12 protein-coding genes are annotated in these 12,692 nt (G+C 74.1%); 9 read left to right on the top strand and 3 right to left on the bottom strand.

From position 1 onward, the window contains the following. Nucleotides 1–239: 239 nt before the first annotated feature. On the top strand, nucleotides 240–1,208 hold the full coding sequence (locus ACFVGY_RS02515) for an RNA polymerase sigma factor (protein ID WP_385669714.1): 969 nt from the start codon (nucleotides 240–242) through the stop codon (nucleotides 1,206–1,208). Between the two features lie 125 nt (nucleotides 1,209–1,333). Here the strand turns inward: ACFVGY_RS02515 and ACFVGY_RS02510 are convergent, their stop codons facing one another. Then, nucleotides 1,334–2,680 carry a PucR family transcriptional regulator gene (locus ACFVGY_RS02510; protein WP_385669711.1) on the bottom strand — a complete coding sequence of 449 codons (1,347 nt, stop codon included), beginning with the start codon at nucleotides 2,678–2,680 and terminating at the stop codon, nucleotides 1,334–1,336. 445 nt (nucleotides 2,681–3,125) lie between these two features. Here ACFVGY_RS02510 and ACFVGY_RS02505 point away from each other — a divergent pair, with 445 nt between their 5' ends. The 4 genes from ACFVGY_RS02505 (at nucleotide 3,126) to ACFVGY_RS02490 (ending at nucleotide 7,500) form a co-directional block, all read left to right on the top strand. Further along, a complete protein-coding gene (locus ACFVGY_RS02505) occupies nucleotides 3,126–4,265 on the top strand; it encodes a hypothetical protein (RefSeq protein ID WP_385669708.1) in 1,140 nt (379 codons plus the stop codon). Further along, nucleotides 4,262–5,704, top strand: a complete 1,443-nt coding sequence (locus ACFVGY_RS02500) for an NADH-ubiquinone oxidoreductase-F iron-sulfur binding region domain-containing protein (protein WP_385669705.1) — start codon at nucleotides 4,262–4,264, stop codon at nucleotides 5,702–5,704. The genes ACFVGY_RS02505 and ACFVGY_RS02500 overlap by 4 nt, the downstream gene beginning before the upstream one ends. A 154-nt stretch (nucleotides 5,705–5,858) precedes the next feature. Continuing rightward, on the top strand, nucleotides 5,859–6,929 hold the full coding sequence (locus tag ACFVGY_RS02495; RefSeq protein WP_385669702.1) for an SCO0930 family lipoprotein: 1,071 nt from the start codon (nucleotides 5,859–5,861) through the stop codon (nucleotides 6,927–6,929). Nucleotides 6,930–6,981: 52 nt separating this feature from the next. Next, nucleotides 6,982–7,500 (top strand): hypothetical protein, encoded by a 519-nt coding sequence (locus ACFVGY_RS02490; RefSeq protein ID WP_385669699.1) that lies wholly within the window; start codon nucleotides 6,982–6,984, stop codon nucleotides 7,498–7,500. Between the two features lie 66 nt (nucleotides 7,501–7,566). Here ACFVGY_RS02490 and ACFVGY_RS02485 read toward each other — a convergent pair whose 3' ends face one another. Then, nucleotides 7,567–7,902 (bottom strand): antibiotic biosynthesis monooxygenase family protein, encoded by a 336-nt coding sequence (locus tag ACFVGY_RS02485; protein ID WP_385669696.1) that lies wholly within the window; start codon nucleotides 7,900–7,902, stop codon nucleotides 7,567–7,569. 87 nt (nucleotides 7,903–7,989) lie between these two features. Next, nucleotides 7,990–8,886, bottom strand: a complete 897-nt coding sequence (locus ACFVGY_RS02480) for a proline iminopeptidase-family hydrolase (protein ID WP_385669693.1) — start codon at nucleotides 8,884–8,886, stop codon at nucleotides 7,990–7,992. Nucleotides 8,887–9,491: 605 nt separating this feature from the next. Here ACFVGY_RS02480 and ACFVGY_RS02475 point away from each other — a divergent pair. From ACFVGY_RS02475 to ACFVGY_RS02460, 4 genes are read left to right on the top strand one after another with little or no spacing between them, the layout of a single operon-like run. Then, nucleotides 9,492–9,962 carry a hypothetical protein gene (locus tag ACFVGY_RS02475; protein ID WP_385669690.1) on the top strand — a complete coding sequence of 157 codons (471 nt, stop codon included), beginning with the start codon at nucleotides 9,492–9,494 and terminating at the stop codon, nucleotides 9,960–9,962. Next, nucleotides 9,959–11,221, top strand: coding sequence for an MAB_1171c family putative transporter (locus ACFVGY_RS02470; RefSeq protein WP_385669687.1), 1,263 nt, complete (start codon nucleotides 9,959–9,961; stop codon nucleotides 11,219–11,221). The genes ACFVGY_RS02475 and ACFVGY_RS02470 overlap by 4 nt, the downstream gene beginning before the upstream one ends. Further along, nucleotides 11,218–12,165 (top strand): DNA-binding protein, encoded by a 948-nt coding sequence (locus ACFVGY_RS02465; protein ID WP_385669684.1) that lies wholly within the window; start codon nucleotides 11,218–11,220, stop codon nucleotides 12,163–12,165. Before ACFVGY_RS02470 ends, ACFVGY_RS02465 begins: the two co-directional genes overlap by 4 nt. Before the next feature lie 11 nt (nucleotides 12,166–12,176). Beyond that, the gene (locus ACFVGY_RS02460; protein WP_385669681.1) at nucleotides 12,177–12,641 is read left to right on the top strand and encodes a DUF3574 domain-containing protein; all 465 of its coding nucleotides are present in this window, start codon (nucleotides 12,177–12,179) and stop codon (nucleotides 12,639–12,641) included. Nucleotides 12,642–12,692 lie beyond the last annotated feature (51 nt).

The raw sequence follows: 12,692 nt of genomic DNA, 5'->3' as shown, positions 1-12,692 counted from the left end.
CGCGCGCGCGCGCCCCCGCCCCCCCCCCCCCGCGCGGGGGGGGGCCCCCCCCCCCCCCCCCCCGCCGCCCGCGGCCGGCCCCCCCCCCCCGGCCCCCCCCGCCCCCCCCCCCCCCCCCCCGCGCACGTGCTTGTGCCGCCGCACGCAAGGGGCCCGACGGTCCCGGAACACACCCAGGAGTGCCCGCCATGTCCGGCTCCCGTCGTCCCACGGCCCGTCCGCACCACGCGGAGGGGCCCGTGTCCGTTTCCAGCCGCGCATCCGCATCCGCATCCTTAGCCGGGTCCGGGTCCGGATCCCCGCCCCGGTTAGCGAGCCGATCCGGATCCGGCTCGGCATCCACCACCACCGCCGCCGGATCCGGATCCGCCGCCCGAGCCGGGTCCGCCACCGGATCCGGGCCCGAGTCGGAGCCCGGGTCCGGCGAGGCCGCGGGTGGGCGGCGCGAGCCCTCCGACGGGGAGCTCATCGGGCGGCTCCGGCAGGCGTACGCCTCGGGGACGGGCGCCCCCGAGGTCTGCGAGCTCCTCCACCGGCGGCACGGTGCCGCCGCCTTCGCCTGCGCACGCCGCTGTTGCCGTGCCCCGCAGGACGCCGAGGACCTCGCCTCCGAGGCCTTCCTCCGCACCCTCCAAGCCGTCCGCTCCGGGGCCGGACCGCGCGACCACTGGCGCCCTTACCTGCTGACGGTGGTCCGCCACACGGCCATCGAGTGGCGGGCAGGGGCCGGGCGGACCGTCCTGACGCCCGACGTGGAGCCCTGGTGTCCGCCGGGGCAGGGCGGGGACGATCCGCAGCGCCGGCTGCTGGAGCACGAGGACCGCAGGCTCGTCGCCCGCTCCTTCCACACGCTGCCCGAGCGGTGGAAGGCCGTGCTGTGGCACACCCTCGTCGAGGACGACTGCCCGCATCCCGTCCCCTTGCTGCTCGGCATCACCCCGAGCGCCGTGACCTCGCTGGCCTTCCGGGCCCGCGAGGGGCTGCGCGAGGCGTACCTGCGGGCCCACTTCGACTCCGCCGCGGACGACCGCTGCCGCCGCTTCGGCAGTGTGCTCGGGGCGGCCGTCCGGCGCCGCGGCACCTCCCGCGGCCGGGTCCTGGCCCGCCACCTGGCGGGGTGCCGGTCCTGCTCGCGGGCGTACGCCGAACTCCTCGACCTCAACGCCGCGCTGTGCTCCGCGGCCCCGGCCGTACCCGCCGCCCGCTGACACGCCGCGGCCCCGGCCCCTCGTACCGCGTGGGCGGTGAGGGACCGGGGCCGAAGGGGGGCGCCGGGCCGGGTCGTGCGCGGGGGGCGGGGGAGATGGTGCCGTCCCGCGCACGGCGGCGGCTGCTACAGGCCGTTGACGCGGGCCATGCGCCCCACACCCAGGGGACGGAAGTCGGTCGCGGTGGCGCGTGCCTTGCGTCCGACCCGCGAGTACTGGCGCCGCACCTGGGCGATGAGGCGGCGGCTGCGCAGAGCCATCTCCAGCTCGAAGCGGGTGCGGGGGTCGCGCAGTCCGGGCCCGAACAGCTTCTCCAGTTGGCGCATGCGGTAGCGCACGGTCTGCGGGTGCACGCTGAGCGCCTTCGCGGCCTCGGGTGCTCCGCCGCCCTCCAGCCAGGCGAGCAGGGTCACTTCGAGCCGTTCGCTCTGGCGGGGTGTCAGATCGGCCAGTGGCCGCAGCCAGCGCGCGGCCAGTGCGTGCGCCAGCGGCTCGTCCTGCAGGAGCAGGAGGGTGGAGAGGTGGTCGTCGACGAAGAGGGGCCGCCCGTCCGGGCCGGGGCGGCTCGGCGTGAGCGTCAGCAGCCGCAGGGCCCAGCGCAGGGAGTGGGAGGTGTCGCGGGGGGCGACCGGGTGGCCCACGGCGGCGAACCGGCCGCGCAACAGGACCTCCAGGGCGGTGCGGGCGTCCGGGTCCTCCGGGCTGGGGACCAGCAGGCACGGCTGGCCTCCGACCATGCCGGCGAGGGCGTCGTCCATGGCGGCCGCGAGTTGTTGGGTCTCGCCCGGTGTGGACAGGGCGATCGCGCGTATCTCGGGGGGCAGGGGCCAGCCGGCCGCTCGGGCCAGCTCCGACAGGGCAATTTCAGCCATGGGCATGTCAGATGTGAGGGCGGAAAACAGCTCCCGCCGCGCCCGCTCGGAAGCGGGGCTGCCCACCCCGCCGGACGACACCACCGTCAGAGGGGCCACGATCCTCCTGCGGCCCTGCTGCGGGATCCGGCCGCGGATCTCGCCCAGCACACCCTCGTCCGGGTCCAGCGCCGGGCCCGGGCCCGGGTCCGCGTACGGGCCCTCGTCCGGGTCCGCGTACGGGTCCTCGTACTCGTCGCCGGCCGCGAGGCCGTCCTCGTCGAGATCCGGATGCCCGGTGGCGGCGCCGTACGCGCCCGCACCCCGGGCCGCTCCGGGCCGGTGGTCGGGTGCGGCGCCGTGCTCCGCCCGCGGGCCCTGATCCTGTGTCAACGGCTCGCGGTATCCGAGGGCGGTGAGCAGGGCCGCCTCGAACTGCGCTCTGACCACTTCGTCGTCGAGGTCATCGACCAGTGCGGCGAAGCCGGGGATCCCGTCCCTCAGCTCCTCCACCATCCCGGACGCCAGCGCGGGCAGTTCCCTGCGCAGGACCCGGGTCCATTCGCCGCGGGGGCGGGCCCAGATACGGTTCAGCAGTTCGCACATTGTTACCTCGTTCATGCCGGGGTACGGCCTGCCCCATGGGGGTGTGAACAGGCCCGTCGAGCAGCCCGCTCCCTCGTCGGCGCCTGTGCAGACGGGGGGAGTGGAGCTCCTCGTGCACCCTCTAAGGAGAGGGACAACCACTTGCGGTCCCGCGGCTTTGCCTCGATTTTGCCGACGGGGAGGTGTGATGGCGCACCAGGCGTGACCGGGTTCCACCACACCGTTGGAACGGAATCTTCCGGGGCTGATCGCCAGGACGATGCCACACGCACAAGAACTTGTCACGATTCGATAAATCCTGTGGAGGCGTTGCAAAGGTCCACGATGCTTCTGCACTCCGGCCCCCGCTCCCGGCCGGCGCGGTCCTCATCTCCGGCCCGCCGCGGAGCAGTTCCGTCGACCACCCCGGGCGCCGAGTGCAATGTGGAGTGCCTCGGGCCCGGGCGTATGGGAGAACCCGATGCCCTTGTCCCAGACCCGCGCGCCCCGCTCTCACCGGGCCCGCAGCACCAGACGCCGTGCCGACGCGGCCGCGGCCGTCGGCCGGCGGGCCCTGCGCCGGCCGCTCATGCTGTCCGCAGCCGGAGGTCTGCACCCCGCCGCCCTGGCCGCCGTCGCCCTCGCCGTCCTGCTCCTCCTGGGCGTGGCCGCCCGGGCGGGCGCGCTCACCAACCTGTGGGACTTCCTCGACTTTGGGGCGGGCGTCCTCTCGCTCGTCTCCCTCACCTCCGCCGTCCTGTGGGGCCTCGCCGCCACCGACCGCCTCCTGTTCACCTCCGGCCTGCGGATCGTCGCCCAAGGGGTCCACCGCGGGCTCGCCGTCTCGGGCCTCGGCTTCCTCGCCCTGCACATCTGGATCAAGATCGCCGAGTCCCGGACCACCGCCGTCAGCGCCCTGATCCCCTTCACGGACCAGGACCAGCCGATCCTGATCGGACTCGGCAGCGTGGCCGGATACCTCTTCGTCAGCGTCGCCGTCTCCGGCGCGGTCCGCAGCGCGTTCGCCACCAAAGGGCGCTCCCTGTGGTGGCGCGCCCTGCACGTCGGCGCCTACCCGGCCTGGGGTGCCTCGCTGGTGCACGGCCTCCAGTCCGGCCGCGTCGCGGCCGGCTGGGTCACCGTCGCCTACGGGATGTGCATCGCCGGCGTCGCCGGGGTCCTCCTCATACGGCTCCGCAGGAGGCTGCGCGCGGAGCGCGACAAGCCGGCCGCCGCACAACCGCAGGCCGCGGCCCGGGGCACCGGACCGGACCGGCCGCGGCCGAACGACCGGTTCCTGCGCCGGCCGGCGGAGTGGGCCGCCGAGCGCCTGACCGCCCGCCTCGCCCGGCAGACGGAGGGCGGCTCCGCCGGCTCCCGGCCCGGCCCGCTCGCCGACCCGCCCCCGGACCCGTACGCCGGTACCTTCGCCGAGCCGGTGCAGGACCCGCTGCTCGCCTCCGCCACCGCCCAGGGCGTGCCCTCGCAGCGGCCGCCGCTGTCCCCCGTACCCGCGAGCCCGCCGTACGGTGCGGGCTCCGCCTTCGTGACCAGCCGGCTCGACGTCTCCACCGACCGGCCCGGCGGCCGGCCCGGCGGCGGCGCACGGAGGCGGTCGTGACGGTGACCCCGGCCCTCGGCTGCGTGGGCCAGCCCCGGGTGCTGGCGGGGCTCGACACCCTGCCGCGCCTGGACCGGGAAGACCACCTCGCCGTACACGGGCCCGTGCCCTCGTACGGGCCCGAGGAACTCGCGGAACTCGCCGAGGACATCGACCTGCGCGGCCGCGGGGGAGCGGGATTCCCGTTCGCCCGCAAGCTGCGCGCCGTCATGCGCAGCGCCCGTTCGCGCGACGGGCGCACCGCCCTCGTCATCAACGGCAGCGAGGGCGAGCCGAGCTGCCTCAAGGACAAGGCCATCCTGCTCAACTCCCCGCACCTGGTCATCGACGGGGCCCTGCTCGCCGCCTCGGCCATCGGCGCCGAGGACGTCGTCTTCGGCGTGACCAGGGAGGACGTCGAGCAGTCCCTGCGCACGGCCATCGCCGAACGGGGGGCCGGCGGCCTGGTGCGGGTCGCCATGCTGCCCGAGCGCTTCGTCACCGGCGAGGGCACCTCCATGATCAACGGCATCGAGGGCGGACCCACGCTCCCGTCGGGGCAGAAGGTACGGACCAGCGACCGGGGCCTCGGCGGGCTGCCGACCCTGCTGTCCAACACCGAGACCTACGCCCAGCTCGCCATCGCCGCCCGGATGGGCGCCGCCGGCTACCGCACCGCCGGCCTCCCGACCGAGCCGGGCACGACCCTGCTCACGGTCGCCGGCTCGACGGTCCTCGAAGTACCGCTCGGGACCTCGCTGGCGTACGTCCTGGACCTGTGCGGCTCCTCACCGGGCCAGGGCGTCCTGATCGGCGGCTACCACGGCCGGTTCCTCAGCGCCCAGGCGGCCCGCAACGTACTGCTCTCCCGGCAGTCCCTGGCCACGGTCAAGGCCGTGCTCGGGGCCGGGGCGGTGCTGCCGCTGCCGGAGGACACCTGTCCGGCGGGGGAGATCGCCCGGGTGGCCCGCTGGATGGCCGACGAAACCGCCGGCCAGTGCGGGCCGTGCTTCCGAGGGCTGCCCTCGCTCGCCTCCGCCCTGGAGGACGTGGCCACCGGGGGAGGCCGCGCCGCCCTGGACGCGATCGAGCTGCGCATGCGGGCGGTGCGCAAACGCGGCGCCTGCAGCCATCCGGACGGCACCGCGAACTTCGTCGCCTCCGCGCTCGCCACCTTCCCCGACGAACTGCGCGACCACGCCCTCGGCAGCGGCTGCGGACGCCGTGTCATCGGGTGCCTGGCGCTGCCCGACGACGACGAGAGCACCGAACAGCTCGTCGTGGACTGGACCCTGTGCAGGGGCCACGGCCTGTGCGTGGACCTCCTGCCGGAGGTCGTGCGCCTCGACATCGACGGCTACCCGGACAAGGCCGTCATGCCGCTCCCGGGACGGCTCCGGCCGAAGGCCGCGCGTGCGGTGCGCCGCTGCCCCGCGCTCGCGCTGCGCATTCAGGAATGAGTCCGCAGTCCGCGGCAACCTGCCGGCCGTCGACCGGAGTTCGACGATTAGCGGGATCTGATAAATTCCCGGGAATTTCAATTGCGAGCCCTCCGTAGGGTTTATTAATTAGTCAGCAAGGCAACGCCCCCGGGATCAACCCGAAGGAGTGACCGTGAAGAAGATGCGCCGCGTGACAACTGCCGGATCAGTGGCCGCCGTTATTCTGCTGGCGGCCGGCTGCGGCAGCGGCGGAAACGCCGCCGGCGGCGGGAATTCCGTGCAGCCCGCGGGCGCCGGAAAGGCCCTCGCGGACACGTACGGCTCGGGAAACGGGACGGGCGGGTACGGGGCGAACCCCGGTCAGCTGACCGGCTCGGGCGCCGGGGCGGACGGTGCCGCCGGCAAGGGCGGGGCGGCGGGCCAGCTCGCCGTACGCGAGATCGCGAACGTCGGCAGCGTCGTCACCGACAGCGCCGGCGTCACCCTCTACCGCTTCGACAAGGACACCCCGCAGCCCCCCAAGTCCACCTGCGACGGGGACTGTGCCACCGCGTGGCCGCCGGTCCCCGCGGACGACGCGTCGGCCTCGTCCGGCATCGAGGCGGGCCTCCTCGGCGCGGTCACCCGCTCCGACGGCACCAAGCAGCTCACCCTCGCGGGCTGGCCGGTCTACCGGTACGCCAAGGACACGAAGGCGGGTGAGGCGAACGGCGAAGGCGTCGGCGGCACGTGGCACGCGCTGGCGCCGGACGGCAAGAAGGCGATCGACAAGAAACAGAAGGCAGGAGGAGGTTCCGGAACGGAAACGGGCTCGGGAATGGGTTCGGGCGCGGGATCCGGATACGGGTCCGGCTCCGGGTCCGGCTCGGGCGACCAGTCGGAAAAGACAGGAGTGGAGCTCTCCGTGGCAGCGAACGAAAAACTCGGCAAGATTCTCGTGGACGGGCAGTGGCGCACCCTCTACCGCTTCGACAAGGACAGCGCGTGGCCCATGAAGATCGGATGCGTCGGTTCCTGCACGGACACCTGGAAGCCGGCCGCCCCCGTGGACAAGTCGAAGGCCACCGGCATACGGCCCGAGCTCATCGGCACGGTCAAGCGACCGGACGGTAGCGAGCAGCTGACGATCGACTGCTGGCCCGTCTACACCTTCACCGGGGACACCGAGCCCGGACAGACGAACGGCCACAAGAAGCAGAACCTGTGGTTCGCGGTCACCGACACGGGCAAGAAGGCCGCCTGACGGCCCCTCGGTCCACCCCCGTCCCTCCCCACCGGAACCCTGTGAGGCAGCCGTGCCGCCGACCCCCCGCCATCTTGCCGCCTGCGCCGTCCTGCCGGTGCTGTTCCTGTGCGGTGGCTGCTCCGGCGGGGAAACGGCCGCCCCGCAGCCCTCCGGCGCCGCCGCCTCCGCGCCGGTGGCGCCGACCGCGAGCCCGGCGGCCCGCCCCGGATCCTTCGACGAGATCGCCGCCGTGCTCGGCTGCACCCCGGAGGTCACGGTCGACGCGGAGGAGATCCGCGAGGGGGCGTGCGGCACCGGGCCGCAGGCCTACCGGATGGCCACCTTCACCACCGAGGAGGGTCGCAGCGCCTGGCTGGCGGAGTCCCGCGTGTACGGCGGCACCTACCTCGTCGGCCCCCGCTGGGTCGTGACGGCCGCCACCCCCGAGGCCCTCGGCCCCCTCCACGACCGCCTCGGCGGCACCGTCGAATCCGGCTCGACCCACGGGTCCGCGCACGGGTCCGCCGACGGGTCCGGCGGTAGCCCCGTCCCGGGGTCCGCCCCGCACGCGGGCCACCCGTCCCCCTGAGACGCCCCCGGCTCGCCGCGGGGCGGCCCGCACCACCGGCCGTGGTGCGGGCCGCCCCGCGTCCGGTCATGCGCTGCGGTGGTGGGAGGCCACGTGGAAGAGGCGGGGCTGGACGTCGCTGGCGATGGTGGCCGCCTGGTCCATGTGGACGCGGGCCGCGGGGTCGGCGAGCATGGCGCGGTAGTGCGCCTCCGTCTCCCACTGGGCGTAGTTGATGACGCGTTCGCCGTCCTGGCTGGCGTGGAAGTTGGCGCAGATGAAGCCGGGCTGGTGCTTCATCGTCTCCTCGGTGGCGTGCGTCAGCAGGGCGATCAGCTCCTGCTGGCGCTCCGGCGCGACGGTGAAGACGTTGATCAGCGTGGCCACGGGGCGACTGCTGTCGATGTTCGCGGTAACGGTCATGGCTTTATCGCTCCCCTTACGCGCCCGTGTCGGTCGGTACGGCGGCGCCGAACGCCCGAACGGTGGGCGCAATGCCCCCCGCCCGGTCTAAGGGTGCTGCGCGTCGCTCTCCACACGGGAGAGGAACGAGTCCAGACCGGCCCGGTACCGCTCGGGCTCCTCGACCATGGACAGGTGCGCGCTGTCCTCGAAGACCATCCACTGGGCCCCGCGGATCCCCTCCACCAAGGGTTGGACGGCCGCCGGGGTGATCTCGTCGTACCGGCCCGTCGTGACCAGGGCCGGCAGGTCGAGCTCGCCGAGGCGCGCCGTGACGTCCCAGTCCCTGAGCGTCCCCGTGACGTTCCATTCGGCGCCGAACATGGCCCCGTACAGCTCCGCGTTGATGGCGGCGGTGGCCTGCGCCACGTGCTCCGGGAGGGGTGTGATGCGGCACGTCCAGAGCCGGAAGAACGCGGCCGCGGCTTCCTCGTACTCCGGGCTGTCCGTGGTCCCGGCGGCCTCGTGTCGGGCGAGGGTCTCGCGCACCCCGGCCGGTAGGCGCTCCAGCAGTCGCCGCACCTCGGAGCCGAGCAGCGGGACGCTCGCGCTGGTCCCGGCCAGGGTCAGGCTCGCCAGGCCCGGCGGGCGCCGCAGCGCGTACTCGAGGGCGAGCATGCCGCCCCAGGAGTGGCCGAAGAGGTGGACCCGGTCGAGCCCGATCCCGTCGCGGACGGCGCCGACCTCCTCGACGAAGGTGTCCGGGGTCCACTCCGCCGGGTCGTCGAGGGGATCCGAACGCCCGCAGCCCGCCTGGTCGTAGTAGACGACGGTACGGCCGAAGGAGGTCATGTCGTCCAGGTCGGTGAGGTAGCCGTGCGGCACCCCGGGCCCGCCGTGCAGCACCAGCAGGGGCGGCCGCCCCCGCGCGGCGGGCCAGGGCCCGACGATCCGGTACCAGGTGCGCCGGCCCCTGAAGGGCACGGTCCCTTCACTGATCTCCACGGCACCTCCAGCTGCTCGGGGGCCCCATCCTCGGCGCAGGCCACCCCCCGGGCCCCGGCGACGCGCCGCCGTGCCCCCCGCGCTCACCCCTGCAGGCCCCGGCACGGCTGGACGCCCGTTTCTGTACGCCACCGCACAATCGGCATGTGCGGTGGCGTACAACCGGTGTGATCCAAGCCCCCGTCCGTCGATGGCCCTGCGGGAGCCCTCCGCCGCGCGGCGACCCGGCGGCGGCCCGCGATGATCCGGCCAATCCCGCCCGTTCGCCCGGCCGTCGAAGCCGGAACCGGGACCGCCGCTCGTGTCGCGGCCACCCCCACCGCCTCCGTGAACCCGCCGGCATTTGCCGGGCGTACTGTCGCCCGCGCCGGAAATCCGGCACGCGGTGCGAGAATTCCGCCCGTACCGCCCGAAGTCCCCTTGGCTGAATCAAACTCGCCCCGGGCGGTGACGAGTTGCCGCTGTGGCATCATGGCCGCGTCGTCTGCTCGGAGATGGGGATGAAGATACCTGGCGCAGGATTACCGACTTCGGAGGGCAGACTGCTCAGACGCCGGCTCAAGCAGGTCCGCCGCACGTGCGAGGCGCGGATCGCGGAGTGGGGCATGGAGCAGGGATTCGGCATTGACGAACTCCACCGGTATTTGTGCGCGCGGCGCGGACGTCCGATCCATCTGATTCCCACCTCATTCCCGGACCGCCATCTGTTCGGCATCTGGCTGAAGCTGGACGAATTCGACATCGTCGCCTTCGAGAAGTCGGCCTCCCCGGCGCACAAGGAACACATCATCGCCCACGAACTCGCCCACATCGCTTTCGACCACCAAGGCCCCGTCCAGCTGAGCCAGGACGGTTCGAGCCGCCTGCTGACCGACGTCGACCCGGCGGAGGTACGCGGCCTGCTGAAGCGTTCCCGGTACAGCGACGACGAGGAACAGGAGGCGGAGACCCTGGCGTCGCTGCTGCTGTCCCGCGCCAGCCAGCGCTGGGTGGAGCCCGCCTGGAGCGCTCCCGCCGAAGCCGCCGACGTCGTGGCCCGGATCGAACTCGGCCTCGGCCGCACGGACCACCCGTGACGGCGCTCTACACGGCCCTGGCGTGGATCTGCACCTTCGTCGGCCTCGCCGCGTTCGCCTACCGGCTGCCCGACCTGCGGCGCCGGCCCCGTGACACCGCCCTGTGGGCGCTGTGCGTCTACTTCCTCTGCTCCGGCATCAGCTTCCTCGTCGACCTGGACCTGATCCGGCTGAAGATCTCCGCCTTCTTCGGCCTGCCGAACATCACGTCCCTCATCACCCAGGTCGCGGTCGTGGTGCTCACCGCCGCCCAACAGGTCGTGCTCGTCCACTGGTCGGCGCCGCCCGCCGAAGCCCGCCGCAGGAGCCGCCGCCGCGTGCTGTTCTACGCCGCGGCGCTCGCCGCCCTGGTCACGGCGTCCTTCCACGTCGGCCCCGTCGCCAAGTCCGAGACGGCCACGTCGACGATCCTGCTCAGCATCCAGGACGGTGGATACGCCCTCTACATGTCCGGCTACCTGATGATCTGCGCCATCGGACAGTGGGAGACGGTACGGCTGTCCCTGCGCTTCACCCGGGTCGCCAACCGCCAGTGGCTCGTCGTCGGCATGCGCACGGTCACCGTCGGGGCCAGCCTCATCCTGGTCTACTGCGTGACCCGCGGCATCCAGATCGCCGGCACCCGGCTGCACTTCGACGGAGCCGCCCTCGACCCCGTCCAGTGGACCTGCGGCAGCGTCGGCGCCCTGCTCCAGGTCACCGGTTGGACCATCCCCTCCTGGGGCATCCACCTCACCCGGGCCCGCGGCTGGATCCGCAGCTACCGCGCCTACCTCCGACTCCGGCCCCTGTGGCAGGCCCTGCACCGGGCCACCCCGGACATCGCCCTCGACCCGCCCCGCTCCTGGCCCCGCGACCTGCTGCCGCCCCGCGACCCTCACTACAGCCTCTACCGCCGCGTGGTCGAGATCCGCGACGGCCAACTGATGCTGCGCGCCGGCCTCTCCCAGGCCGAGTTCTCCCGGGTCGCCCGCTCCCTGAACCTGCCGGAGGACCCGACCACCCCCCTCGGCGAGGCCCTGCAGCTGCGGGCCGCCGTGGACCGCCCGACCGCCCCGCGCGCCGAGCCGTCCGAACCCTCCGACATGCCGGTCCGAGCCCCGTACGAGGACTTCCGCGCCGAAGTGGCCTGGCTGACCGAGGTCGCCGCGGCGTTCCGCTCCCTCGGCCGTGCGCGTACGGGCGCCGGCAGCGGCGGCGACAGCGGCACGACCAGCGGCGGCGGCAGCGGCACCGGTTCCCGGACCGTGGCCCGGTGAGCCGCGCCGCCCTCCGTGCGGTCGAGCGGCTCGTGGCCCTGGACGCCGAACACGGCGCCACGGCCGCGGTCCCCGCCGCGCGGGCCGCCGTACGGGAGTTCCCCGAACTCACGGCCGCCCCCGGCAGCCTGCCCGGCCGGCACCGGCACGGGCACGGGCACCGGCACGAGGACCGCGATCGGCTGGCCGCCCTCGCCGAACTGTGCGAAGTCATCGGCTGGATCCTCTTCGACGCGGGCCGCTACGCGCCGGCCCACGCCGCCAACCGGCAGGCCCTGGACCTCGCCCACCTCGCCGGCGACCACTGGACCGCCCGCCTCGTCCACCTCAACCACGCCATGCTCCAGACCCACACCGGCCGGGCCCGGGCAGCCCTCGACACTGTCGCCCGGGTGCCCGGCACGCGCCCGCTGCCCGCCCGGGTCCACAGCCTCACCCTGATCCGCCGGGCCCACGCGACCGCGCTGCTGGGCGGCCGCCGTGAACCCCTGGACCTCATCGACCGGGCCCGCAGCCGCTTCCTCGACGGGATCTCCCGCCACGACCCGCACTGGGCCTGGTGGATCGACGAGACCGAGCTGACCGGCCATCAGGGCTGGGTGCTGGCCCGGTTGGGCTGCTGGGACCGGGCCATCCCGCTGCTGCACCGCGCGGCGACCGCCCCCGGCCCTTCGTACCGGCACCTGTTCACCGCGCACCTGCTGTCCGCGCTGGCCGGAGCCGGCGCCTGGACCGAGGCCGAGCAGCTGATCGCCGACCTCGCCCCCCGGGCCGCCGGCATCGGCTCGGCCCGCACCACCGAGACCCTCGGCAGGACGGCCGCGGCACTGTGCCGCACCGCCGGGGTCCCCCCGTGCCTGCGCGACGCGGCCGTCCACCTGCGGGCCGCCCTGCCTGCCGGTACGCAACGCGCCGCCGCCCCCACATCCCCGACCGAACGATAGGAATCCCCTTCATGCGCCAGATCCGGATCCCGATGTCCGCGGCCGTCGCCGTGCTCGCCTCGGCCGCGTTCTTCGTCGCCTCCGGCAGCCCCGTCTCCGACGCCGCCCCGGCAGCACGCCAGGAGGCGGCCGCGGCGGAGCGCGGCCTCCCGTACGTCTCCACCCACCTCTACTTCGGGACGGGCCGGCACGGCGGCCAACCGCCCATCACCGACGAGGAGTTCTCGAAGTTCGTCGCCGACGTGATCACCCCCCGCTTCCCCGCCGGCCTCACCCTCCAGGAAGCCCGCGGCCAGTGGCGCGACAAGGACGGGGACATCAACCGCGAGAAGTCCTGGGAACTCACCGTCCTCTACCCGGTCGCCGAATCCCGCGCCCGGGACCGAGACCTCGAGTACATCCGCACCCTCTACTGCCGCATGTACGGCCTCGAATCCGTGGGCCGCGCCGACGCCCGCGTCCACGCCGACTTCTGACCGCGGAGCCGGCGGACCACCGGCGGGAGCCGGCACGGACCGCCGGTCGTC

This window comes from Streptomyces sp. NPDC127106 (assembly GCF_042677605.1).
In the GTDB taxonomy this organism is placed as follows: Bacteria; Actinomycetota; Actinomycetes; order Streptomycetales; family Streptomycetaceae; genus Streptomyces.
Note: the sequence above shows the minus strand (reverse complement) of the source record. Positions and strands in the feature narration are given on the sequence as shown.

Excerpts from the sequence above, each read along its gene's own strand:
- ACFVGY_RS02460 (WP_385669681.1), top strand. The coding sequence starts at position 12,177 with ATGCGCCAGATCCGGATCCCGATGTCCGCGGCCGTCGCCGTGCTCGCC.
- ACFVGY_RS02510 (WP_385669711.1), bottom strand. The coding sequence starts at position 2,680 with ATGAACGAGGTAACAATGTGCGAACTGCTGAACCGTATCTGGGCCCGC.
- ACFVGY_RS02475 (WP_385669690.1), top strand. The coding sequence starts at position 9,492 with ATGGAGCAGGGATTCGGCATTGACGAACTCCACCGGTATTTGTGCGCG.
- ACFVGY_RS02485 (WP_385669696.1), bottom strand. The coding sequence starts at position 7,902 with ATGACCGTTACCGCGAACATCGACAGCAGTCGCCCCGTGGCCACGCTG.
- ACFVGY_RS02505 (WP_385669708.1), top strand. The coding sequence starts at position 3,126 with ATGCCCTTGTCCCAGACCCGCGCGCCCCGCTCTCACCGGGCCCGCAGC.